Here is a 23,166-nt window from a genome sequence, read left to right on the forward strand (position 1 = left end):
ATTGGAGGGGACTAAGAGATACTACTCGAATGGCCCTCCAACTCAGCCATGCGGTTAGCGACGGTATTCGGCGTACACTCACCCGAACTGGTGGAATCCTCTTCGTTGGGTTCCTCGTGATTCAGTTCGGGATTCAAACAGCTGTCAACAGTACTGTTCTCGGGTATCTCCCGCCCCAAGCCGCGGCGCAGTTTAGCCGCAACGCTGGGCTCGCGCTTCCGATGTCTGGAAATGTCGGACTTGCCTTGTTTGGTGTGCTCATCATTCTGAGCTCGGTGTACTTTGTGATTCTCTCTCGAACGTTTGCTCAACCACTGAGCGAGATGTCGACGTTTCCCGCGCCGGCGACGCAGCGACTCGGGCGAGCCACGGCAATCGCGCTGGTCGGTGGACTGATCGTGAGCATCACGGTGATGATTGGCTTCTTCCTCCTGTTCATCCCGGGGCTGTTCTTTGCGGCCTCGTTCCTGTTTTTCATCTTCGCCGTTGCCGTCGAAGATCGCGGCATCATCAGTAGTCTCAAACGGAGTTGGGGGCTGGCTCGCGGTTCCCGGCTTAAACTCGGCGTCCTTGTCGTTGTGTCCGCCCTGTTCGGCGGGGTTATCGGTGGTGTCGCACCGCTGTTGGATCTCGCAGGTGTGCCGGTCGCCGCTGATGTCGTAACGGTCGTTCTCACGACAGTATTTTTCCTGCCGTACTATGCGATCATCGCGTCGGCGTACCTCCAACTGCGTGACGACCGAGACGTTTCCAACCGGTCGACAACAGAGCCCATCGACGCGTCACAGGTACCTGAACTCTAGTCGGTTCGCTCACCCCTGCTGAAACCCTCGGTACGCAATATATCCCTGTGCGGGTACGGTCACCACAGTATCTTCACGTGATACCGGATAATTCGCTCAGCAGTCAAACGAGGACTTTCACGAAAATAACAGTTCACTCCCATTTCGCAACATGACCGCCAGCTGAGAGATATATTAAATCTCTCACTAATTTGTACGCACTGGAGGTTCAGAACTCGAAAGCTGTTCCACTGTGGGTAATGAAATCCGTACTGATCAGGGCCGTCCTGCTGATTTCCGGGGCTCTGTATTCAAATATGATAAATATATGCCAACTCGTTTCGATAAGATGCCCACAGTGGACAGAGACAAACGTCTCGAGGAAATTCCCATGTCCGCCCGTCGATGGGGTGTAGACATCAACCACAAAGAATCTGTTTAGAGGATTGTATTTTTGCCCGGACATGTATTGTGCCCGCCGCCGCGCCCTCTAACTGCCCGGCGCTTCCGCAGTTCCGACCTCAACAGTGGGTTGTCTGAGTCCACATAGCCTCGATGAGTACGCGCTTATTGCAGACGAACTGGACCTTTCGTCGGTCGGTCAGCCGTATCTAAAGCCCGACCTGGCGGAGATCGAAGCTGTGACGCGAGTCGATTTTTCCACCGAAATGAAAACGCGGGGATTCCAGCAAGCTATTTCAAAGAATCCGTTTAATCATCGTGCTGTCTAGCGGTTTGTGTGAGAGAACAGGACGATGATGTCATAGACACACTGAAATTGTTAGTTTGTCAAAATATGGCACAATCAGCGCGCTGAACACGGAAGTCACAGTGACCGAACGTTCGTCCTCAGTCTTCCGTGAGGCCGAGTTGCTCAGGTACCTCCTGCGGGTCGTAGTAGAGCCGAGCTTCCTGCACCCTGCCGTCCGCGATTATATCCTTCGCCATGCCGTTGATCTCGATATCACGCCCGGTCGGTGGCACACTCTTATACTCCCCTTTGTGTGTTCCCGTTATTGTCCATTCTTTCATAACGATCCCGTCATCCACGAGCAAGTCCTCGGCGACGACGTGCCAGTCGGGAAACGCCGACCGAACCTCTCGGAGGTACGCTTCGAATGCCTCGCGTCCATGGAGCTCACCTTCGGGGAGAGCCGGATCGGAGAGCGCGATCGACTCGGCAACCACATCTAGCTTCGAGAGGTCCCCGTTCCACAGGTCCTCGTAGTCCTGATAGGTATTCAGGGTCTGTTCGTGCTCGGTGGTGCTGGCTTCCGACATGGGTTGATCCACCCGATTCAGAGTCGGTGACACGAGCGGATATTATTACCCGATGAATGCGTTCCCAACCCCTGCGAACGTTTGCGCCCTGTGCAAAGGCTGTCGGACACCCCCCTCTCTATACTGTCCCGCGCTTCTCCCAGACCAACTATTAGATAGAACGTGACCGTATGCTCTGTATATGGCAACGTATGACATGGATTCTGCGCTGGAGGCCATCCAGTTCTTTGCGAATTCGGCCAACAGCGTCCGGGTGTTCGAGGCACTCGCCGACGGGGTGACGACGAGCAGTGCCCTCGCCGAGCGCACGTGTGCATCGCGGTCAACGGTTGCCCGGATCCTTGATAAGGGGGAATCGCGGGGGTGGGTCGAATCCGAGGGAAGTCAGTATGAACTCACGTACATGGGAGAAATTATGACCGAAAAGTTTCGCGCTTATCGGCAGACGGTTCAGGGGGTCCAGCAACTCGGGGAAGCGGTCAATTACCTCCCGGAACCGGCTCAAGAACTCGATATCCGCCATTTCCGCGATGCCAATATCACGGTTCCAACAGAAGACTGGCCGGAGGCTCACCTCAATCGGGCACTGGAGCTGTACCGGACCGGCGACACATATCAAGGACTTACACAGAACGCTCCGGATATATTCGTCCGGACGCTCGCTGACTTGGTTGACCAAGGGCGACTGGAGTTTGAGGCAATTATCGAAGCCGAATTTATTGAGTATCTCACTGACGACCCGGAACGGGCGACTCCGTGGCATTCGATCGCCGATCAGGTGTGGCTGTACGATGGTCCCATCACGTTCAGCATGCACATCATAGATGAAACAGTGGTGTTGTGGTTGGGCTACATTGAGGATAATCAATGGATAGGTCCGGGGCTGCTAGAAACCGAAAACCCGGTCGTCCGTGAGTGGGCCGAGTCGCTCTACGAGGAATATCGGGCCGAGGCTGAGCCACTCGATCCAGAGGTATTGCCCGAGGCCTGAGATACGCGGGGCGAAGTCACACAACACTTCCAATCGGGGACGACAATCGATTTACTATCTCATCCATCCCCGAGTCGTATAACGCGAATCCGGGCCAAAGACGAACCCCGACACGACCCGTAACGGATTCTACGCGAATTCAGCAATGCTGTTCTCAGCGGGCGGTAGAGGCCATGAAACACTCGATAATAGCGGGTGGGGTGGAAGTGGACTCGCGGGGAATCCATTACACCGCTTCAAAGAAATCGTTTAATTCCCGCCTCGTCCGGGGGTTCGTGAGTAGTCGGTCAGAATGATGTCACAGACGCCGCTGGCACTTTTGAACTCTCAAAAACTGACACTGTTTGCATGTTAGACGGAGAGCACAGGTGATATTCGGAGTTGCGAAGAGATTCGCTTCCCGTAACTCAACGTCGCCGATTAGTCTGGTATGTCGTATCTTAGCACGCGGCCGATGCCAGCCAAGATTCTAAAAACCCATTGCGGTGGGTTTACTGCGCGGACATCCTCTTCATGTTCTGTCGTCAGCATCGCTATCAACACGATATCACTGAAACCCCCTGGCGGTAATGACACTCCTCGCTCCGCTACGAGCTGATGAAACCTCCGAAAGAACTCCTCGTGCTGTAGCGCAGGCTCATGGATATTGATGAGCTCGACGGGCGTCTTGTTCCTGAACGTATGCGGGTTCCCTGGAGGGACGGTGTGTTTCTCGCCTGCGGGCACGTCCATCCACTCTCCGTCCTCGTACACTTCCAGAACACCCGAGAGCACTTCGTAGCTCTCCTCGGCGTTTGGGTGAGTGTGGACAAACGGGCCGTCCTCGGGGACGGATTCGATCTCAAATCGCATTTCCAACAGTTCGCCGTCCGTCTCCTCAGTCGATCTCGTGATTTCCCACCGTCCAGGGAAATCTCCCCAATCGAGAATACGATTCTGCCTGCTTTGCTCTGTGGCCGTCATGCTGTCGCCCCCAACCAGAGACGGTCGATGTGTGGGTTCGTGTTGTTTGGTGGTGTCATTGGCTGCCTCCTGTGGCATCCAGCCGAGGTCTCGATATTTCTTTTCGGTCCTTCCACGGGACGGACGCCAAGTCGCTCGGGTCTTGGTCTGCTACTGGCAGACGATACTAGATGCGAGAGTGGACTTATATGTTAGGAGAATAATATTTCTCTTATCGAACCGAGGCAAATCCGGGTTACGAGGTAGCGGTTTCAGATCGAGGCCTTCGGTCGAGATCGAGGACGTTCATGTCGTCGTCCAGCGTGATAGTGAACGTACTCGTCACGCCCTCGATGGTGATCGAGACACGAAGCGGACCCTTCGAAACAGCGGTCTCGACGCTGCTTTGAAGCAAGCTGACGGCCTCCTCGAAGGAGGGGGAGTGGATATCCAGTTCTTGACTGTCTATCAACCCGGTTGCCATGGCCAGACCGGTGGCAAACATTTCGACCGGCAACCGCTTGGCGAACCCGCAGGTATCACACCGCATGTCTGCCCACACCGGGAACGGCGTCCCACAGGTGACGCAGGGCTGGCCCCCCTGACTTTCGTGAGCATCACAGACCGTCACGGACGAGGAGATGTGGCCCGCACACTCCCGACAGATACCGTACATCAGATAGGTGATATCCAGCGCACACCGGTAGAGGCCGGTTGCGAGTGCTTGGTCAGGGTTGCGGGTCATCATTCCAGCGGCCGGATAACTCGTGAGGAAGAGGGTCCCCGTCGGTGCCTGGTCCCCGAACAGTCCGTCGCACTCAGTACACCTGATCCGAAGCCACTGGTCCTCATAAGTGGCCTCTAAGTCTGCTCCACATAACGGACAATCGTCTTCGATCTCCGTAGAGAAGTCGAGTCGGTCCGTTCCGGAAACAGCTATTACCGTTCTGGCAATTTGTTTGCCCGCACCGCTCAGGCGGTATCCATCGTCAGTACGACGGATGAAATGAGGCGCGAGTTGTGAGAGATGATAGTTGAACTTCCCATTATCATCAATATCGACCTCATCTTGCAACCCTGAATACGACATCGTAGTAGCAGTATCAGAGCCGTCATCGTATTCGTGAGCAGCGTCTGCACGCCAGAGGACCCGGATAATCTCTAACCGGATTTCATTTCCTAGAATGGCAAAGGCCTCATTTGGCGAGAGTCCATCCAAGTCCAGATCCGGAGTGAACCGAGTTTGATCCATGGTAACTAATCGCGTGGCAGAACGAATAAACGTACCTCCAGGAGGGTTCCGCAGGCTGAACCAATTACAAGATATCCGTATGCATTTATTAGAATCTCGATAACTGTCCAGTCCGTATGGATGAACAGTGTACTGGTAATGTGTAGGATGCCGTGAGAGGGTTCGTATTGATATCAATGACCGATTGATTATCTCATCCGCCACCGAGTCGTGGAACGCGAATCCAAACCAACAATGGATCCCAACACGACTCGTAACAAATTCTCCCCGGTTTCAGTAATCGCATACTCGGCAGGCGTTAGAGGGTCTGGAACACTCGAAAATGATGGATAAGCTGGAAGTGGACTCACCGGGATTCCGGTACGCTGTTTCAAAGAATCCGTTTAATCCCGGTGCTGTCGGTCGATCATGCGATCCTAAATTTGTACACTGTAGGCTCCGGTTCGACCACCGTTTGAATACCAGACGATCTTCTGAAATCAGGATACACTATCGGATACGTCCTGTACACAAGGCGAGCTCCTACACTCGCCCCATCACTTTTGACTCGCTACGTGGTAACTACCCACATGACCGATTCGACCGTATCCGAGTCGCCGCTTGAGTCAGCGGCCGGGGCCGCTGAACCCCATGTAACTGAGGCGTTCAAACTGTTGAGCGATGAGATCCGGCTTGCGATCCTGCTGTCGCTGTGGGAGGTGTACGATCCTCAGGCCGAGAACAACGCTGTCTCGTTTTCGCAGTTGTTCGACCGCATCGGCATTCACGACAGCGGGAATTTCAGCTACCATCTCGACAAGCTGGTCGGTCACTACGTCGAAAAAACGGACGACGGCTACCGACTTCGGAACTCCGGACTCAAAATCGTCCGGGCAGTTATCGCGGGCTCGGGTCTGGAAACGCGCCGTCTCCCACCAACCGAGATCCCTCGATCCTGCTACCACTGTGGTGCTCCAGTGGAACTCAGTTACGAAGACGAGCGACTCTACCAGATCTGTTCGGAGTGCGAGGGGAACATCGGCCCCGAGTCAGCCGAACGGACGCCAGAGGGGACGCTCATTGTGTACGACGATTTCAATCCCGCCGGCTTGGCTCACCGGACGCCTGAGGAGGTCTTCGTGGCGGGAACGATCGAGTACCTGCAGGGCGTCAAGTTGCTCATCAGGGGTGTGTGTCCGGAGTGTTCAGGGCCGATCGAGGAATCACTCCACATCTGTGACTCTCACGACGCTCCGGCGGGGGAACTCTGCCCCAACTGTGGCACGTCGGTGCGTGGCGGCTGGAACGAAGCTCGGGTCAGGTACGTGTGCTCGGTCTGCAAGCACAGCGCGTCCTATCCGGCGTGGGTGGCTGTCTTCGATCACCCCGCCGTTGTCACGTTTTACCACGAACACGGATTCGACATGACCTACGATCTGGACGACCCCGAGGTCTGTGGCCGGTTGTTCGAACGCCTCAAAAAAGACCAGACGGTCGTGTCCAGAGATCCCGTTCGGATTCGCGTGACCGCCACATGTGATGGAGCGGAGCTCTACCTGACCCTCGATGGGAGTCTCACTGTTGTAGATGTCGGCCTCGACGACCTCGGGACTGATCGAGACTCGGCGATGGATGTAAGTAAACGGGGGACGAGTGATTCTTCTCCTGACATCCCACCCTCGGGAAGACAGGAGAGCGACGATCCGGTCAGTCTTCCAGACACCGATGACTGCCTACAGGCACTCCGACGCTCTCGGTGGCCGAATGGACCTCATTGCCCGAACTGCGACAGTATGGATACGATCAAGAAAGGAACGACGAGCAAGGGCGCACAACGGTACAAGTGCCACGCCTGCGATCGCAAATTCAACGACCTTACGGGGACGCTCTTCGCCGACCATCAGCTTTCCATTCCAGAAATGATCCATATCGCCCGAGAGATGGACACAGCAGAGATGACAGAAATTTCGCAACAGCTCGATCGTTCCTACAAAGCCGTCCTGGAATTCGCTCACGAGGTCCGGGACAGCAGTACAGCGAGTTCCGAATCGACTGTCCTGGCAGCCGTAAAGCGGTCGAACTTGGCCTGACGATCAGCCTTCGATAAACAACGGACGTGACCGGATGCCCGCAAGTGCTCCGGGGCACTGAAATCACCCTATACCTGTTCTATCACTCGGTCACAGACGAAGCCAGATCCGCGGTCAGTTCTCTCGGACGGCAAGCCGAGTTCACCCGACGAGACAGAAGTATGATACGATGCCTTATTCTGATCTCGTCCGAGTCCTGGTTTCTACATATGACTTCGTAGAGTCTTCGAACTCCATTCCCTGTGTCATCAGAATCGCGCCGTGACCAGCAACGCGCCTGTGTCGCCAAGACACGGGGTACAGAGTGAATCAGACAGACAGTGTGCTAACTGAAATCCAATACAGATTACACTTTTAGCCCGCCCAACAGTATCAGTAGGTGAGTCGTGAGGGAACGATGTCGGCCGCCAATGCCCGCTAAACAACCCCGTGGACGACCACTGGCACAGAGGATTACGTAGGATGTGAAGCAGAACCGACAACAACCGATTACACGGTGAGTACACATGGCAGAAACAACATCAGACGAAAGAGAACACACGCCCGAAGAAAGCGAACCGGACCCGGAACACATCATGCAGGTGGCGACGGGGTTTTGGGGGACCAAAGTGTTGGGTGCAGCCGTCGATCTCGAACTGTTCACCGTCCTCTCAGACGGAGGGCTTCGAGCCTCCGAGATCGAACGGGAGCTCGGTTTGCACCCCCGGGCGACCAGAGATTTCCTCGACACGCTCGCGTCGCTCGGATTCCTTGAACGTGACGACGATGGGAACGATCCCCGGTATCGGAACACGCCGGAGACTGCGGCATTCTTGAACAAGAACGATCCACGGTACATCGGTGGCGCGATCGACATCTTCAACCAGCAGGTATACGACGTGTGGGGAGGGCTCGAAGAGAGTCTGCAGACAGGCGAGCCACAGGGGGTCATCGACGAGACGGGCGAGCCGTTTTGGGAGGAGATGTACGATGACCCCATGGAACTAGAGGCGTTCGTCGAGGGGATGGCCGGGCTGTCGAAGGGGAACTTCGTCGCGTTCGCTGAGCAGTTCGATTTCTCGGACTACGACTCGATGACGGACGTTGGGGGTGCCCTCGGCGATCTGTCTCGGATCGTGGCCCGACGCGAACCCCACCTTTCGATCACGACAACGGACCTGCCGGAGGTGACTGAACTGGCCCGTGAGCGTATCCAGGCAGACGGCCTTGAGGATCGGATCGACGCCGTCAGTAGCGATTACAACGAGGAACCCATTCCCGACGCGGACCTCGTGACAGCGAGTCTGGTCCTCCATCAGGAAAATCTGGAGACGAAGAAGACGCTCATGCAGAAGTTCTACGATGCCGTCAACCCGGGCGGAACCTTCGTCGCTATCGACCATATCATCGACGACGACCGCCAGGCGAATACCATGGGTCTGATGATGTCGCTGAACATGCTCGTATATTACGGTGATGCCTTCGACTATACTGGCGAGCAGTTCATGACATGGGCGGAGGAGGCGGGCTTCGAGGACGTCCAGATTCAACATTTGAACGGGCCAGCGAGCATGGGCATCGCGCACAAGCATTGAATTCTCCGGTTCGACTGTTAAACAATCATTTCTCCGGACAAGAGGCAATCTAATTCGGCCGTCTCAAAACCGTACTTTATTACAACCGATACGTGGACCTGCACTTCCCGTGCAAGAGAAAGGGTGAATATGTACCACACGACAGATTTATTTCCGCGCCAGAACCATCGTTTCGGGACCTGGTAACTCCCTGGCTTCCCCGCCTTCGAACCCGCTTTCGTGCAGCCACTGGATACACTGACTCGGTGTGTAGTCGAATCCGTTCGGCGTTTCGACCAACATGTTCAAGTTCATCAGCAGTGGCATTTCGGCCTCACGACGCTCCTCGTCGATCATTGTCCCGTATATGATGACAGTACCGCCGGGGTTCACTGCTTCGGACACTTTCCTGAGAACCTCCTGTTTCCGATCGAGACTCCAGTCGTGCAGGATGTGCCCGAGGATGTAGACATCTGCTGCCGGGAGCGGGTCGGTCCCAAAGAAATCGCCCGTCCGGAACTCGATACGGTCGGTTGCGGGGCTGTCACTCGTGAATTCACGGAAGTGGGGTTCGACCCGTGGCAGGTCCAAGCCGATGGCAGTGATGTGGTCGTTTTCTTCGGCGACCAGCTTTGGAACTACTCCCTCACTGGTGCCTAAATCGACCATCGTATCGTATTCCTGCCACGGGAACTCGTGTGCGAGAGTGTTCGCGACGCCCATACTCAGTCCCGTCATCGCGCCGACGAACTGTTCGAGATTCTCATCGTTCTGGTAGATGGCTTCCTCGAAGGGGTGGGTCTGATCATCTTCAAGTTCGTTGGTGGGTCGTCCTGTCCGGAGCGCCTCTTCGAGGTCACCCCAAAAGCCGTAGAGGCGGTCGTTGGCCATCTCCAGCAACCCGCCGATGTACGATGGCTTTCCCGAGACGAGGAAAGCATCGATCGCGGGCGTGTTCCGGTACTGGCCATTCTCACGGTCGAGGACATCTAATGCGACGAGTGCATCAAGGAAATCCTCCGCTCCCCGTGGGTGGAGGCCGAGTTCCTCTTCAATGTCTGCACGCGTCTTGGGACCAGCAGCCAGCGCGTCGAACACCCCGAGTTCGACCGCCGCCAGGAGTGTCTTCGATGCTTGGAAACCGAACCCGAGTTCCATGAGGTGACCGGGCGTTGGCCCGTCTTTTGGCATGTGTATTCGCCTCCGTGGTCAGCCTGACCACGAAGTGGAATTCGCACCGGACGAAATTATAACTTTTGTGATACTAATAGAAGTTAGTGATAGCAGTATTGCTTAGTAACTAGAAGTAAGTCCGAACCGTCAACTATTCCGGTTGGGGTAATGACTCGCTTTCGCTGTCCGCTGCGGTCCAATCATCAGCCCACTCTTCGATATCATCGAACATGATGGCGAGCGATTCGCCCTTCTCGGTCAGATCGTAATAAGTGGCAATCGGGCGATCTTCTAAGCGTCGGCGAATGAGGTTTCGCTCCTCTAGTTCCTTGAGAACTCGTGAGAGAGTTGAGGAATCGGCAGGTGTCTCTTCTTTTATGTTGTTGAACCGCTGTTCACCGTTCATCACGAGGTAGTGCAAGACGACGAGTCGCCATTTCGATCCAATCTCCTCGAATGCTTGTGTCATCGGACACACCTCAAAGTGGTCTTCGTCGTCGGTCTCGGACCCGTGGGGATTCGATGTCATCGGCGCTCACTTGCGTGTGAATGTTTAACACAGAAGGCAATAAAACCCACTGTGCCAAAATTATGGGAGAGCGTTTTCTGGCCATCTTGAACAGACTGGTTCGGACCAAATTCTGTACTAGAATGCGATTCTGATAAATAGACCGCCTCTACGTCTTGTATGTGGTTCTAATGATAATTCACAGAGATAGAAAGCCGCACCGGTATATCATTTGTCTGTAACGACCGATCCGATTTGTCGAAAACTTCTTGCGAGACTCGCGCCTGTATGCAACAGCATCTGGAAAATCTATCAGTCCTACTCATTTCACCGGGGCTACATTACTTCTGGTATAGGCGGCGTCACAAGACGAGTGCAATCGGGAGCAATGACTGATCGATTATCTCGCCCGTCTCCGAGTTAGGGAACGCGAATCCAAACCAGCCATGACCACCGTTACGACTCGTAACGAATTCTACCCGAATTCAACAATATCATACTCAGTAGACGGCAGAGGGTCTGAAACATCCGAAAATGCCAGATGAAGCAGAAGTGGACTCGCGGGGGTTTCGTTACACTGCTTCAAAGAATCCGTTTAATCCCCGTGCTGTCGTTCGGTTGCAGATCGGATTCCGTCAGTCGTCGTCAGCGGTGTAGGCACCGCTTCGGTGTTCGATCCGATGGACCTCCAGCACCGACTCACCCCGGTCGAGAATGCAGGCGAGCCGATACTGACCGACGCGGAGTTTCGCGAACGGACCGCCGGTCAGCGGTTCGAGGTACTCGTCGGGGTCGCGCCACTCCGACTCGACCACCTCGTCGAGTTTCGAGACGATGCGGTCCTGCACGTGTGGGTCGAGTGAGTCGAACTGATCCGCAGCTCGCGGCGTGAATTTCCAGGTCCAGTCGTCCTCACTCGTCATTTTCGTCTCGATCCATCATCTCGACGACTTCCTCACGAGAGACCAGCTCGGCGTCGCCCGAACGGAGATCGTGCTCGCTCGCCGCGATCTGTTTCCACCCCTCGCGGGAAAATTCTGGATGTTTCACCGCGTCTCGGGCAGCGTAACGGAGGAACTCGCTCCGGGAGTTGAACCCCTGTTCCTGCCACGTCGTATCGATGTCTTCGAGGAACGCTTTGCTGAGTCGGAGATTGATCTGGACCATTTCGGGCCCATCGTCACCATTTGCGGTATCCGCATCAGACATATACAGATGCTTTGCGTCCGTATATACTAAGTTGTATCGTCGCCGTGTGGATGTCTGCACGACTCGTAACGAATTCTGCCCGAATCCAGTATTGCTTCTGTTAGCGGACAATAGAGCCACTGAAACGTCTAAAAACGGCAGTTGAGATAGAAGTAGACTCGCGGGGGTTTCGTTGCACTGCTTCAAAGAATCCGTTTAGTCCCGGCGCTGTCCGTCGAATGGTCGGATCGGCGATTCTGGTGTATTCGTGCGTTTCACCACCGCGTGTGAACGATTCTCAAAAGCCTCTTTGTGGAATAGCTATCGATGTAATGATATTTTCACTGGTTACCGTATAAGACATACAGCGCATATCTCGCATGCCCTGTGATCAGGGCAAATCAGCAGAATCGTCAGGAAAGAGCGTCCACGGACCGCTAACCCTAGATGAATGTTAATTTGCTGCGCTTGTCGGGCGGAATGGGATTGGTGTATGTAACGTCCTCACCATCGCACAGTTCCTCGAAATCATCGTCAGTCGTAATCAGGTAGTCAGCATCATATGCCCGTGCGAGCGCCAGGATGAACGAATCGTAGACATCGTGATTTTTCTCGGCGCTGATCTCGTATGCCTCCAGAAGCGTGGTCGCGGTCGCACCAACGATTCGTGCCGGACTCCGAACGAGCGATTGGATTGCGTTTCGAGCAGCAACTTCGTCAACTCCGAAATTATTCGTCATGAGATACTGTGTCCGGAGCGGATAGTAGTCGAAGACGAGCAAGACATTTGGCCCATCAAGAGCGTTCTGGATCCACGGATACACATCGTCATGCGCCGGATGATCGTCAGTCAGACCGATGGCAAGAATATTCACATCAGTGAGGACGGTTACCTCGGTCGGGAGTGAATCAGTCATCGGTTCTCCGATCACTGATCCATCGGCCCAAAGAGTGCGTCTCCCGCATCGGTTGGTGTCGTCTCATCCCAGTCATCCCGCCCGGCTGTTGCTAGCTCAAGCTTCGAACTCGGCTTCGGGTTGAGTTCAAGCACGGAGCCGACGAGTGTCGCCGGGAGCTCGTCGTTCGATTCGATTCCCAACCGATCTCTGACTTCTTTCGGGAGAGTGACTCGACCCCTATCGTCTACGGTGAGTGTCAGCTCTTCCTCGTGGTTTCCATCGATCGACGTCTTTCCCATTTTTCTTTACCTAATACCCACTACTATACTGATAGATAAAACTGTTGTGCCCCACAGAGTATCGATACGTCCGCATCCACAGTGAGCAGTTGGTTCAGATCGAGGTATCTGGAGCAAATGAAGGCGCTGTGCTGACTACACGCTCTGAGTCTTGCGCTACTCTACCTACGAAATTTCATACACACCACTATGTCACTGCCTTCGGGAAGAACCAAACACACCGTCACAGCGTCATCGACCGATCGATTATCTCTCGTGTCTTCGAGCCCCGGAGCACCAAACGAGGTCAAGACGGATTCCGACAGGACTCGTAACGAATTCTCGCCGAGTTCAGCAACCACATACTCAGAAGACAGTAGAGGGGTCGAATCGACTGAAAATGGCGGATAAGGTAGAAGTGGACTCGCCGGGAATCCGTTACGCTGCTTCAAAGAATCCGTTTAATCCCTGTGCTGTCCGTCGGTTTGCGCGATAGTTATAAGCACCACAGAGGTCACTAGCACCGTTGTATATTGAAACTGACACGGTCGGCGTGACCGATACAGAGGATGTAGTCAGCAATGGAACTGCTTATTTCTCCATCTGAATCCTGAACCACCTGATAGAATGCGCTTGCGAATCTTGCGCTCACGGTCTCGCATTCCGCAATTGATAAAACAACTCATCTATTTTAAATAGTATGCTAACTTTTTACACACCCTTAACCATCTCAGGGGACCCAAGTACGGTTCGCTGGGGGCTTTTTCTCATTTTCACCGGGATTGCGGTCAGTTGCTTCGTGGGTGCTGCGTACGGCTCACGGCTACGGCGACGAGATACGCAGTTCGGGCTCAGAGCGGTCCTCCTTACCAACGGATTGTGGCTGGGGTTCCAAGCGCTTGGGCTGGTTACCACCAGCGAGTCGCTTAGCAACGCGCTCTACATTGGGGGACTCATCTGGGGGCTCACGGGCGTGGGTGCATGGATGTATTTTATCTCCGCGTACACCGGTCGGTCATACCATCGCGACCGACGTTACCGTGGACTCGCTGTCGGCACCTATCTCGGGCTCCTCATCGTTAAGCTCACGAACCCGCTGTACGGACTGTACGTCTCGACGGAACTACAGCAAAGCCCGTATCTACACCTCGTGGTTGAACCGCAGTTGTTCTACTGGGTCTCGTTCTCGCTCACGTACGCACTCGTGGCACTCAGTTTCTATTGGTTGCTCACGACGGTGCGTGAATCGGCGTTTCCAACTGGGAGTCTCGGGGCGCTCGGAGTCCTCGCGCTGTCACCGATCATACCGCGGTTGGCTGTCAGCACGCTACCGACCGAGCTACTACCGCCTATTATGCTGGGATTGAGCTTCGAACCGGTCGGTGTGACCGCGTTTCTCGCGGGAGTGTTAGTGTTCGTTGGGAAACCCTTCCGACAGATCGAGCAGTCTGCCCGCTCACGATTCTTCGAGGAAGCCGACGACGCGACGTTCGTGTACGATACTGACGGTGAACTCGTCGAAACGAACACGCAGGGACAGGAGTTACACTCAGCGACCGATAAAGACCTTACGACTATTGAGGCGTTCGAGCGGTCGTTCAGTCCGAATACCGAGCTTGAGGATACGGATCCTGTCCCTGTGGAAGTTGATGGCTCCACCCGATACTTCGAGGTAATAACGAACCGGATGGCTACCGGAGCTGAACTTGTCGGGACGGTCGCAACCGTTCGGGACATTACCGAGCGGCGAGCGCGAAAGCGCGAACTCGAGGAGCGGAAGAGAGAGCTCGAACTGAAAGAGCGAGCGATGGACGAGGCTATCGTCGGGATCACGATCAGCGATCCCGACCGCGAGGACAATCCGCTGATATACGCTAACGACGGGTTTGTCGAACAGACCGGCTACACCAGAGAGGAAACACTCGGACGGAACTGTCGATTTCTCCAAGAAGACGATAGAGATCAGGAGGCGCTTGACGAACTCCGTGAGGCGATTGCCGCCGAGGAACCGGTGACTGTCGACCTGCGGAACTACCGCAAAAACGGCGAGCAGTTCTGGAATCGGTTGTCGGTGACGCCGGTGTACGATGACGGCGAATTGGTCAACCACATCGGTGTCCAGCAAGACGTAACCGATGAAGTGCGCCGCAAACAGCGGTTGTATGAGGAACGCGAACAGTTCCGCCTGCTAACCGAGAGCGTCGACGAGTACGCCTTTCTCATCGTCGACGAGGACGGAATCGTTCAAACGTGGAACACCGGTGCCGAGGACCTCTTTGGGTACGACGGTGACGCGGCGGTCGGAATGTCGATGGCTGAACTCCATCCTGAGTCCGACCGCGAGTCCGGCCTCCCAGAGCGGTTGATACAACAGGCGCGTCTCGCCGGCGAGAGCGCCGACGAGGGCTGGCGAGTTCGCGCCGACGGGTCGGAGTTCTACGCCGACGTCCGGTACGCGCCGCTCGAATCCGACGATGGGGTGTTTCGCGGGTATGCGGTGATCGTCCGCGACATGACCGAACGCCGTCGCCAACGGCGCCGAACCGAGCGATTCGTCGAAGAGTCCGAGGACGTCGTTACAGTCCTCGATCCCGACGGGACAATCACCTACACCAGCGGGTCGGTGACGCGGGTGTTCGGCTACGACCCCGACGCCCTCGTCGGTGAGAATCTCTTTGATTACCTCCACCCTGATGGACGCGAGCACGCGATGGAGGCGTTCTTTAGTTCGGTTGAGGAAACCGAAAGCGTCACAGCAGAGTGTCGACTCAGATCTCCGGATGGCGGGTGGTTCAACATCGAAAGTCGATACCGGAACATGCTTTACGACGACGCCATCGACGGGGTGATCGTCTACCTCAGGGATGTGACCGAAGCCAAAGACCGTGCTCGGCGGTTCGAGAGCATTTTCAACCAGACGTTCCAGTTCACGGGCTTGTTGGACACCGACGGGACGGTCATCGAGGTCAACGACGCCGCCCTCGAGTTCGGCGGGTTCGAGCGCAGCGACGTCGTCGGGAACCCCTTTTATGAAGCCCAGTGGTGGACACACTCCGAGACAGTCTACGATCGGGTTCAGGACGCAATTGAGCGAGCCTCAGGCGGGGATTTCGTCCGCTACGAAACGGAAGTGCGGGGCGCTAACGGCTTCGCAACAATCGACTTCTCGATAAAACCCGTGACAGATGAAGACGACGAGATTACCCTACTCGTTGCTGAGGGGCGCGATATCACAGCCCAGCAGCGGTATGGTCGCCACTTGAACGTCATGCAGCGCGTGATGCGACACAACATGCGGAACGATTTGACAAAAGTCCGAGGCTGGACAGAGCTGATGAGCAGAGAGACGGACGCAGAAAAACGGGCGGAACAGTTCGAGACCGTCAAACCGATTCTTGACAAGTGGGGGGAGATGATAGAGAAAATGAAACAAATAAAACAAGTCCTCAATCCGGAAGGTGGTGGGGCAGCCACGACAGAGGCTGGCCCACTGATCGGAGAGGTCGTTAATGAAATCCGAGAGGAACACGAGGACGCAACGATCCTGACTGAGATATCTGGCGATGGGTCGGTGCAGCTACAGACGACGCTCGGAGAGGCTATCCGTGAGTTGGTAGAAAATGCCGTGAAGCTGAACGATAACGCTACAGTCGAGATCGAACTCGTCGAGTTGGAAAACGAGTGGATTGAGGTCCACGTGCGAGATGACGGCCCCGGCATGCCGGAAATGGAGGCGGATATCCTCGAAACGGGAGAAGAGACGCCGCTCAATCACGGCGGAGGGCTCGGTCTGTGGATGGTTCGAATGATCGTCACGCAAGCCGGCGGTGATGTGTCCGTAGCGACAACCGACGGGACGGAGGTTAATTTGCGGGTGCCGGCTATGAGAAGTTCATAAATTGTTGCTGTGAGCCAACAGCGTACGCGGTGAAGAGAACTCTGTGGCGGCGTAGTTATCATCAGAGACAATCTGCGTCAAATTGAATAAGTGTTGGTTCATGCGAGAACACGGTTGAGAGTGAAACGGTGGCTGGGATATCTTATCGGGACGCTGCCGATGTTCAATTATTTGTGCTGATTGTAACCCACATATTTCACCAGATTTCTAATGGATATAAGATAGATCTTTATTCGTCGCGGTATATGTGTACCCTGTACTGACCGATCACTCTTTCTTTACAAACTGACCCCTGTTTGTGCCCGGTTCGCGCTCTCTATCTTGCATCTCTGAATCGATATATCAATATTACGTTAGATGGCGGATGACCGATACAGAGGCTCAAGTCAGCACGGGGGTAAGTTACTTTTTTATCTGAATCCTGAATCAGCCGATAGAACACGCTTGCGTAGTTACCGACCGACCGTTCCGGATTGCCACCGAGAAATATCAGAGATATATCAGTACCGGGTGCCATCCCTTACGCTAATAGTAATCCAGGGACCGATGCAAGGACACCGAGGAAGACAACGAAGGTACCGACGGCTAGCATTCGAAGTGTTCCTGCTGAACGTCGTCGGTCCGGTGGCAGCGACTCGGCGACTCCGGAGAATCCAAGCCCGATAGCAAAAAAGATGAAAAAGTCAGAAGCGTTGAGCACGACACCAATGTATACCCAAATAAGGAGGCTGATGAACGATAAGAACAGCATGATGAGCCCCTTCCTTCGTCCATCTGGCTCACGGAACACCATCTGTGGAAGTAACTCCATATGTACCAGCAAGAGTTCGGCCGTGTAAAGCGTGCGGATAACTGAAAACCGGCCTGTACTCTCTCTTTCATTTGCGTCTTCCGGGGATCTATTTGCCAGCAGTGGAACACGGTTACTAAATTTATTATGCAGCCTCAGATAATGGAGAGTATGGCCCTCCAGACAGAGAATTCGAACAGGACACAGCAGGGTGGTGTTGTCGCAGGCAGTGCTGCAATTATGTTTGCTGCTGCAGGAACGACCGAAGGGCTGTTTTCAGGTGTGATGTTCGTCGCAGCGATGGTGACGATTCTCTCCGCGCTTGGGCTCTATGCAGCCGCGTACCGGGAGAGAAAGGACTGATCACGAAGCACAGTAATCGGCTCGGTTGTTGGTCAATCCTCCGACATGTACGTAATTATCGTATGCCGGATACGCGCTCTGGGGCTTGTTTAGACGTGGACGATCACGGTGATGAGGTGCTGACAGCTTGTTCTATGTTTCTGACGGCAGCCTTTAGAACGAGCACTCTGAACTGCCCAAACCATCTTCTAGCCCGTAATGTCTCGCCGAACCGACGCTTCAGTGCGTAGAAGATCGCCTCGATGAGCGACCAGCGGTGGTAGGTGTCCTCGTCGTGGCGGGCGTTGTGTGCTTTGTCAAGCGCGAGAACATTCGACAGAAAGTATCTCCGAGTCCCGCCACGGATGGCGGTGATAGGAGTAACGGCTGGTTGGCACAGCTATCGACGTTCCTGTTTGACAAGGAAACTGGTGGGTTCGCTCATCGCATTCTCTCATAGGACGGGAGGGGCGGTCGGATTATCTCCCACGTTCGTGGGTGGGTTTATACTCTCTCACAGACCGATATACCGATCACAGACACGATTGTTCGGAGAAGCGTCACACTACATCGCCTCCAGTATGTCCGTGAGAAGATTCTTTTGTGCCCGCTGGAGGTGTTCAGGCACAGTCGACGGATCGAGATCGAGTGCCGTGGCGAACTCATCAGTCGTCACTTCCATGGGAACCTCGAAATAGCCCATATCGAAGGCGGTTTCCAGCACCTCCTGCTGGCGTGGCGTCACCGCATCGAGCGGGTCAGCAGGCCCCTCGTAATCGGTCAACGTCCGGAGGAGAGGATCTGCGCCTGTGTCGCCGTACTCGTGCACTCGCTCGGAGAGGGCATCCTGGTTCCCGACCATCGTTACGTCGACGCCGTCGCCGGCGACCTCGACAGCACTCTGTGAGGCATCCGTCTCGTGGTGCGGGTCGAATCCCTCATCGAAGGCTGGCACCGCGAGCTTACAGAGGTAGGTCACGCCGCCCTCGCGGTTGAGACGCTCCCACCACTCCAAGTTCTCCAGCGTCGAGAGCTGGTCGGTGGGGATCGGCTCCGTCACCTCGATAGCGAGGAGGCACCCAGGTCGCTGACACTGGAGTTCGGTGACCCGTTCCAGCCCGGTCATCTGGATCACTGAGACGAACTCCTCGATCCCGAACGCCGCCAACTCCTCTTTGGACAGGTGGATTGTCACTTCGCGCATCGGTTCTTATCTGGATCGGCGGTCGCGCTGGTCTCGTCGCTGGACGCGCTCGGTTCGCGTGACCGCGGCATTCTCATCGAGGTACAATCTGAGTGTTGCAGCATCGCGTCGCAATGCGACGCGGTACTCGTCCGGGTCGGTCTCAATCTGCTCGGCGGTCCACTCCCCGTCGTGGAGATAGCGATGGAACTCCCACATCCCTGTTCCCATGATGTCGACGCCGTGTTCCCAGTGAAACGCGACCGATTCGGGGTGATAGGCAACCGCGTGCGTGAGCGGGAGACTCATGAATCGCAGGCACTGCTGGCACTCGCTGCTCGTCGCGAACGACGCTGGAACGGTATCGCCGACCGGCTGGTCGCTCGCATCTAACACCTCGGTGTCGATGCGCCCGGCGCAGTCCGGACAGACGCCCTGGCGCATCTTGACCAGATCTCCAACTAATGCCCACGTGACGGCATCGATCAAGGCAGCCCCGTCGTGGGCCTGCACTTGGGCCGGCGTAACGGTGTACGAGAAGTTCGGTCGCTCACAGGCCGCACACTGCAGCAGGAAGTACTGGTCGTGAAGCGCCGCCCGGAGGCCCGTCTCGCCACAGTGCAAGCAGGCGCCGTCAGTCTCGATTGTCCCGATATCCGAGGGATGTCGGTAGTTCTCGGCGAGGACGAACCGGACCATCTGCTCGCCAGCGTGCGTGAACGCGTAGCCGCCTTCGTGTTTCCTGAGAAACGTGCCGGTCAGCTCCCCGAGGTGGTAGGATAATTTGGACGTGCCATCGACGTCAACGCGGTCGTGGATATCGGAAAAGGACAATTTGGCGATTCCTGTCTTTCGATTCTCCTGTTGGGCCCTGGCGACGGTCCGAAGAATATCGAGTCGTATCCCGTCGGCCAGCAGTCCAAAGACATCGTCCGCTGTCCGATCGGTCTCCATACAGGTCTGACGACTGGTATCCCAGTGAAAGTAGGGCTGTCTGGAGGCGGTGCGATTCCTGTCTTTCCGGCTTTGTTAAAATCCTATTCTTCAAACACATTCTCGCCTGAAACAGGCGTTCGATGAGAACTGCATATCGACTACCGAGGGTTTTACCAGTTCAAAGAGATGTCCCGGTAGCCGTGCGAGATACAACGCGCGAATGAAGCAGTGACTCACCGGCTATGGTTCGGCGCTTGAATCGGTCAGTCCAGACGAACCACGACTCGATATGCCACCGAGATGCTGTTCACTCAATCGAAGATCAAAGTCGGTGAGTATGAGATTATTATAATGAGTAGACGATAGAAATAACAGTAAGTGGGACTGCAAAGAGCGCCGTGTACCAGATAGCCCCTGCTAAAAGTAGCGCCCACGTTGACAGGCCATATCCAGTCGAATCCCAGTCAACGCCGACCCGCGGAAGCACGACAGCACCGACAAGCGGGATAGCGACGAGATAACCGGCTGAGACGACAACCACTACGGTAAACAGTGCACGCCCTGTATCTGCGACCGCCAGAGAAGCTGCTAGACCGAGCAGGTACGGAACTGCTGCTCCGACACCAACAACGCCGTACGTGAGAGAGAACGATTCGAACGGCGGAAGTCGTTCAAACAGTTGCCGAAACCGTCCCGACAGGAGAAATGGAGACCAACAGAGAGTTGCAAAAACACCCACTCCTAACAGGATGCTAATGAGACTGATGTAGCCGACCAACTCATCAAGAAGTGATTGCAGAGGGACCATACAGGTCAAACAAATGCGAACGTCAATACATCTTCGAAAGATACAGTGCTCGATACGCAGTTCTACTGACCGGCTGATTTATCCGGATCGGTGTGAAACCAACGGTCACCGACTGCTGACTTCAGGCTCTACATTCAGCACGAGGTTCCTGACAGCCTCGGGGTAGATTTCACGGATCGTGCTGCATAAAGGGCGCGGGTGCACCAAATCTTGAGTCATTGAGGCGCCTGTTATTAGAAAAAATATCATCCATTTAATTGATAAATGGAGGTCGGCGTAGTTCATCCTAGTGCCCTGGGTATCCGCCATCGAACTTTTATTGGTTGATAGGGACAGTCAGCCCAGCAGCAACGGCAGTGCAGTAGTTAGAGAATTAAAACTTCCATGGGCAAGCGCCGGGACTACGAGATTGTTGGTCCGCTCGTACACCCATCCCAAGATCACACCGAGTAGGCTGAGAGCAACAAGCCAGAGCATATCTCCGGGAGCCGTCGCCGCGATACCGATGTGTAAGAATCCAAACAACCCTCCTGCAAAGAGAATAGCTGGCCATCTACCGATCACATCTCGGAGCGAACGCTGGATGATTCCTCGGAACATCACTTCCTCGGCTGGACCGACGAGTAACAGCAGCGTCCCCACCCGAGACCAAAGTACTGCATTCGACAGGGACGCGCCGTCCATTGTCCGCTCCAATCCGAGCACGTTCTGAATCAGGATATTCGATCCGAGAGCCGCTATAATCAGGAGAAACACTCCAAGAAGGATATACCCCAAATCCCACACGTCTGGAGGACGGACTTCCATCCAATCGAGTGGAGACGGCACGTCCAGATAACGAATAGCCGCAATCGCCGTTCCGACCGCGAAGAGCGCACGAAGTAGTTGACTGACCACGTCACGGGCGACAGGGAACTCGCTCAATATCAACGCATCACTCGGACCGATGACAAATCCAACGAGTTTGAGCCAAATCCAGAAGAAAAGGGAAACTACGATCCCTGCGAGAGCGAGCCAAACCGTGTCCCGACCTCTACCCAAACGCCCTATCCCCATAAGGGCGAATACAAAGACAACTGTTGTAAAATTTCGTGCTAAGGATTCTTCCATCCCTCGGTAACTTTCTCCTCTGTAGTTACCGCTCAATTCAGCTCGGCCAAGGTGATGTAGTCATGCTCTGTATCTCGCACCTCACTACTGACAGAAACTGAGGAGATCTCCTTGGCGTTGCTGAATACAGCGCGCGTATCTCGCACAGAAGCTCTTCAGAAAACGAGCTGGTCGGATCGGTCAATACAGACTAGAAATATATCGATTGGATTGTCTTCGATTATTCAGCGAGTAGACTGTTCTACCTTGTATCTGGGCTACCCTGGAGCCGAGGCTGCCCCGAATGGGGAGATAGACAGCAAGACACTGTACAGCCGACGGAACAAAGTACGTTCAAGTACAATTTATGTGGAGAGAGTGTCATGGTAGCCAGGCTGGACCGAGTGGTGCGGCTGTACGGTCGATACGGACCGTCACGGTTGCCGCTCGGAGACCGACAGGACGTCGGGGCCGGCTACAGTATGGCCGCCGGTGTCCTCGCCGGTGGAATCGTGTTTGCTCCGGTGAGTACGCTGGTTGCGGGTTCGTTGGGTTCCGCAGGGGTGATTCTGTCTGCGGTCCCGGTGTACCTCGCCACGGGATTCGTGGTCGGGGCGCTCACGTGGCGCTCCCTGCCGTCGAGTGTCCCATACTACAGTGCCGTCGCAGCGTTGGTCACGGTCGCCGGGAACTACCCTGCCGGAACTGCCGTGTGGTTGCTACTGGCTCCGGTGTACGGCTACGAGTTTTTGAACCCATACGGGGGAGTTGACCCGCCGACCTCGCTCACCGAGTTCCTCGGAGCGTTCTTTGAGCTGTACCCCGATACCATCTTGGTAGTGGTAGTGTGGACGATCTGGATAGCCGTCCCACTCAGCCTCGTTTTCAGCTACGTCTACGAGCGCAGTCGTAGCGGAGAATAGCCGATACATTCGCACGTTCAACTAACGGGTGATCCATCCGATTTGACGCGAAATAAACGAAGCCGTTGTGCTGACTTCATCCTCTGTATCTCGTACACGATTTCTGACATAATATCGGTATATCAGCGTTCTACGTCGGTATGTGAGTCCTCTGTACTGAGCGATTGGGGGATATGAAACTATCAACTTCTGAGGATTTCAACAGAGCCGCCAATCTGGCTTATCGAAGATATGCGCGTTGTATACAGCGGGGACATTAAGAACTGTAACGAATAGAGGAT

Annotated in this window: 20 protein-coding genes and 2 pseudogenes; 7 read left to right on the plus strand and 15 right to left on the minus strand. The window is 55.0% G+C overall.

Going from position 1 to position 23,166, the window contains the following annotated elements; translation table 11 throughout:
• Positions 1-29: 29 nt before the first annotated feature.
• On the plus strand, positions 30-803 hold the full coding sequence (locus DJ75_RS10505; protein ID WP_094524411.1) for a hypothetical protein: 774 nt from the start codon (positions 30-32) through the stop codon (positions 801-803).
• 828 nt (positions 804-1,631) lie between these two features.
• Here the strand turns inward: DJ75_RS10505 and DJ75_RS10510 are convergent.
• Positions 1,632-2,063, minus strand: a complete 432-nt coding sequence (locus tag DJ75_RS10510; RefSeq protein ID WP_094524412.1) for an ester cyclase — start codon at positions 2,061-2,063, stop codon at positions 1,632-1,634.
• Positions 2,064-2,244: 181 nt separating this feature from the next.
• Between DJ75_RS10510 and DJ75_RS10515 the strand changes: the two genes are divergently transcribed.
• Positions 2,245-3,054 (plus strand): winged helix-turn-helix domain-containing protein, encoded by an 810-nt coding sequence (locus DJ75_RS10515; protein ID WP_094524413.1) that lies wholly within the window; start codon positions 2,245-2,247, stop codon positions 3,052-3,054.
• 420 nt (positions 3,055-3,474) lie between these two features.
• On the opposite strand, the gene DJ75_RS10520 is transcribed toward DJ75_RS10515, so the two are convergent.
• Both DJ75_RS10520 and DJ75_RS10525 read right to left on the minus strand, forming a co-directional pair.
• A complete protein-coding gene (locus tag DJ75_RS10520) occupies positions 3,475-4,017 on the minus strand; it encodes a cupin domain-containing protein (protein ID WP_198948034.1) in 543 nt (180 codons plus the stop codon).
• Positions 4,018-4,252: 235 nt separating this feature from the next.
• Positions 4,253-5,248 carry a helix-turn-helix transcriptional regulator gene (locus DJ75_RS10525; RefSeq protein WP_094524414.1) on the minus strand — a complete coding sequence of 332 codons (996 nt, stop codon included), beginning with the start codon at positions 5,246-5,248 and terminating at the stop codon, positions 4,253-4,255.
• A gap of 1,607 nt (positions 5,249-6,855) precedes the next feature.
• On the opposite strand from DJ75_RS10525, the pseudogene DJ75_RS19125 reads away from it, so the two are divergent.
• Positions 6,856-7,257: pseudogene (locus DJ75_RS19125) on the plus strand (transposase); the annotation flags it as partial.
• 566 nt (positions 7,258-7,823) lie between these two features.
• Positions 7,824-8,891 (plus strand): methyltransferase, encoded by a 1,068-nt coding sequence (locus DJ75_RS10535; protein ID WP_094524416.1) that lies wholly within the window; start codon positions 7,824-7,826, stop codon positions 8,889-8,891.
• A gap of 147 nt (positions 8,892-9,038) precedes the next feature.
• On the opposite strand, the gene DJ75_RS10540 is transcribed toward DJ75_RS10535, so the two are convergent.
• From DJ75_RS10540 to DJ75_RS10565, 6 genes are all read right to left on the minus strand, one after another.
• The gene (locus DJ75_RS10540; protein WP_094524417.1) at positions 9,039-10,061 is read right to left on the minus strand and encodes a class I SAM-dependent methyltransferase; all 1,023 of its coding nucleotides are present in this window, start codon (positions 10,059-10,061) and stop codon (positions 9,039-9,041) included.
• A 133-nt stretch (positions 10,062-10,194) separates the two neighbouring features.
• Complete coding sequence (locus tag DJ75_RS10545; RefSeq protein WP_254921557.1) at positions 10,195-10,512, minus strand: helix-turn-helix domain-containing protein; 318 nt, start codon at positions 10,510-10,512, stop codon at positions 10,195-10,197.
• A 674-nt stretch (positions 10,513-11,186) separates the two neighbouring features.
• The gene (locus tag DJ75_RS10550) at positions 11,187-11,474 is read right to left on the minus strand and encodes a type II toxin-antitoxin system RelE/ParE family toxin (RefSeq protein ID WP_094524419.1); all 288 of its coding nucleotides are present in this window, start codon (positions 11,472-11,474) and stop codon (positions 11,187-11,189) included.
• Positions 11,464-11,760, minus strand: a complete 297-nt coding sequence (locus DJ75_RS10555; RefSeq protein WP_094524420.1) for a ribbon-helix-helix domain-containing protein — start codon at positions 11,758-11,760, stop codon at positions 11,464-11,466. Before DJ75_RS10555 ends, DJ75_RS10550 begins: the two co-directional genes overlap by 11 nt.
• 422 nt (positions 11,761-12,182) lie before the next feature.
• Entirely contained in the window at positions 12,183-12,656 is a 474-nt protein-coding gene (locus DJ75_RS10560) for a PIN domain-containing protein (protein ID WP_094524421.1), read from the minus strand.
• An 11-nt stretch (positions 12,657-12,667) separates the two neighbouring features.
• Positions 12,668-12,937 (minus strand): AbrB/MazE/SpoVT family DNA-binding domain-containing protein, encoded by a 270-nt coding sequence (locus DJ75_RS10565; protein WP_094524422.1) that lies wholly within the window; start codon positions 12,935-12,937, stop codon positions 12,668-12,670.
• 679 nt (positions 12,938-13,616) lie between these two features.
• Between DJ75_RS10565 and DJ75_RS10570 the strand changes: the two genes are divergently transcribed.
• Positions 13,617-16,814 carry a PAS domain S-box protein gene (locus DJ75_RS10570; protein WP_094524423.1) on the plus strand — a complete coding sequence of 1,066 codons (3,198 nt, stop codon included), beginning with the start codon at positions 13,617-13,619 and terminating at the stop codon, positions 16,812-16,814.
• A 520-nt stretch (positions 16,815-17,334) separates the two neighbouring features.
• On the opposite strand, the gene DJ75_RS10575 is transcribed toward DJ75_RS10570, so the two are convergent.
• Complete coding sequence (locus DJ75_RS10575; protein WP_094524424.1) at positions 17,335-17,625, minus strand: hypothetical protein; 291 nt, start codon at positions 17,623-17,625, stop codon at positions 17,335-17,337.
• A gap of 150 nt (positions 17,626-17,775) precedes the next feature.
• On the opposite strand from DJ75_RS10575, the gene DJ75_RS10580 reads away from it, so the two are divergent.
• Complete coding sequence (locus DJ75_RS10580) at positions 17,776-17,967, plus strand: hypothetical protein (protein ID WP_141212012.1); 192 nt, start codon at positions 17,776-17,778, stop codon at positions 17,965-17,967.
• Positions 17,968-18,070: 103 nt separating this feature from the next.
• Here DJ75_RS10580 and DJ75_RS10585 read toward each other — a convergent pair.
• From DJ75_RS10585 to DJ75_RS10610, 5 genes and pseudogenes are all read right to left on the minus strand, one after another.
• Positions 18,071-18,271 (minus strand): annotated as a pseudogene (locus DJ75_RS10585) (IS5/IS1182 family transposase); the annotation flags it as partial.
• Between the two features lie 240 nt (positions 18,272-18,511).
• A complete protein-coding gene (locus DJ75_RS10595; RefSeq protein WP_094524426.1) occupies positions 18,512-19,150 on the minus strand; it encodes a helix-turn-helix domain-containing protein in 639 nt (212 codons plus the stop codon).
• A gap of 6 nt (positions 19,151-19,156) precedes the next feature.
• Complete coding sequence (locus DJ75_RS10600; RefSeq protein ID WP_094524427.1) at positions 19,157-20,083, minus strand: helix-turn-helix domain-containing protein; 927 nt, start codon at positions 20,081-20,083, stop codon at positions 19,157-19,159.
• 328 nt (positions 20,084-20,411) lie between these two features.
• Positions 20,412-20,873, minus strand: a complete 462-nt coding sequence (locus DJ75_RS10605) for a hypothetical protein (protein WP_094524428.1) — start codon at positions 20,871-20,873, stop codon at positions 20,412-20,414.
• A gap of 336 nt (positions 20,874-21,209) precedes the next feature.
• On the minus strand, positions 21,210-21,983 hold the full coding sequence (locus tag DJ75_RS10610) for a CPBP family intramembrane glutamic endopeptidase (protein ID WP_094524429.1): 774 nt from the start codon (positions 21,981-21,983) through the stop codon (positions 21,210-21,212).
• 362 nt (positions 21,984-22,345) lie between these two features.
• On the opposite strand from DJ75_RS10610, the gene DJ75_RS10615 reads away from it, so the two are divergent.
• The gene (locus tag DJ75_RS10615; RefSeq protein ID WP_249269028.1) at positions 22,346-22,885 is read left to right on the plus strand and encodes a hypothetical protein; all 540 of its coding nucleotides are present in this window, start codon (positions 22,346-22,348) and stop codon (positions 22,883-22,885) included.
• The last annotated feature ends 281 nt before the right edge of the window (positions 22,886-23,166 follow it).

The sequence above is a fragment of the Halorubrum sp. Eb13 genome (assembly GCF_002252895.1).
Classification (GTDB): domain Archaea; phylum Halobacteriota; class Halobacteria; order Halobacteriales; family Haloferacaceae; genus Halorubrum.

What these genes read in the sequence shown, in the direction of transcription:
- DJ75_RS10505 (WP_094524411.1), top strand. Translation starts at nt 30, where the DNA reads ATGGCCCTCCAACTCAGCCATGCGGTTAGCGACGGTATTCGGCGTACA.
- DJ75_RS10510 (WP_094524412.1), bottom strand. Translation starts at nt 2,063, where the DNA reads ATGTCGGAAGCCAGCACCACCGAGCACGAACAGACCCTGAATACCTAT.
- DJ75_RS10515 (WP_094524413.1), top strand. Translation starts at nt 2,245, where the DNA reads ATGGCAACGTATGACATGGATTCTGCGCTGGAGGCCATCCAGTTCTTT.
- DJ75_RS10520 (WP_198948034.1), bottom strand. Translation starts at nt 4,017, where the DNA reads ATGACGGCCACAGAGCAAAGCAGGCAGAATCGTATTCTCGATTGGGGA.
- DJ75_RS10525 (WP_094524414.1), bottom strand. Translation starts at nt 5,248, where the DNA reads ATGGATCAAACTCGGTTCACTCCGGATCTGGACTTGGATGGACTCTCG.
- DJ75_RS10535 (WP_094524416.1), top strand. Translation starts at nt 7,824, where the DNA reads ATGGCAGAAACAACATCAGACGAAAGAGAACACACGCCCGAAGAAAGC.
- DJ75_RS10540 (WP_094524417.1), bottom strand. Translation starts at nt 10,061, where the DNA reads ATGCCAAAAGACGGGCCAACGCCCGGTCACCTCATGGAACTCGGGTTC.
- DJ75_RS10545 (WP_254921557.1), bottom strand. Translation starts at nt 10,512, where the DNA reads ATGACACAAGCATTCGAGGAGATTGGATCGAAATGGCGACTCGTCGTC.
- DJ75_RS10550 (WP_094524419.1), bottom strand. Translation starts at nt 11,474, where the DNA reads ATGACGAGTGAGGACGACTGGACCTGGAAATTCACGCCGCGAGCTGCG.
- DJ75_RS10555 (WP_094524420.1), bottom strand. Translation starts at nt 11,760, where the DNA reads ATGTCTGATGCGGATACCGCAAATGGTGACGATGGGCCCGAAATGGTC.
- DJ75_RS10560 (WP_094524421.1), bottom strand. Translation starts at nt 12,656, where the DNA reads ATGACTGATTCACTCCCGACCGAGGTAACCGTCCTCACTGATGTGAAT.
- DJ75_RS10565 (WP_094524422.1), bottom strand. Translation starts at nt 12,937, where the DNA reads ATGGGAAAGACGTCGATCGATGGAAACCACGAGGAAGAGCTGACACTC.
- DJ75_RS10570 (WP_094524423.1), top strand. Translation starts at nt 13,617, where the DNA reads ATGCTAACTTTTTACACACCCTTAACCATCTCAGGGGACCCAAGTACG.
- DJ75_RS10575 (WP_094524424.1), bottom strand. Translation starts at nt 17,625, where the DNA reads ATGGAGTTACTTCCACAGATGGTGTTCCGTGAGCCAGATGGACGAAGG.
- DJ75_RS10580 (WP_141212012.1), top strand. Translation starts at nt 17,776, where the DNA reads ATGGCCCTCCAGACAGAGAATTCGAACAGGACACAGCAGGGTGGTGTT.
- DJ75_RS10595 (WP_094524426.1), bottom strand. Translation starts at nt 19,150, where the DNA reads ATGCGCGAAGTGACAATCCACCTGTCCAAAGAGGAGTTGGCGGCGTTC.
- DJ75_RS10600 (WP_094524427.1), bottom strand. Translation starts at nt 20,083, where the DNA reads ATGGAGACCGATCGGACAGCGGACGATGTCTTTGGACTGCTGGCCGAC.
- DJ75_RS10605 (WP_094524428.1), bottom strand. Translation starts at nt 20,873, where the DNA reads ATGGTCCCTCTGCAATCACTTCTTGATGAGTTGGTCGGCTACATCAGT.
- DJ75_RS10610 (WP_094524429.1), bottom strand. Translation starts at nt 21,983, where the DNA reads ATGGAAGAATCCTTAGCACGAAATTTTACAACAGTTGTCTTTGTATTC.
- DJ75_RS10615 (WP_249269028.1), top strand. Translation starts at nt 22,346, where the DNA reads ATGGTAGCCAGGCTGGACCGAGTGGTGCGGCTGTACGGTCGATACGGA.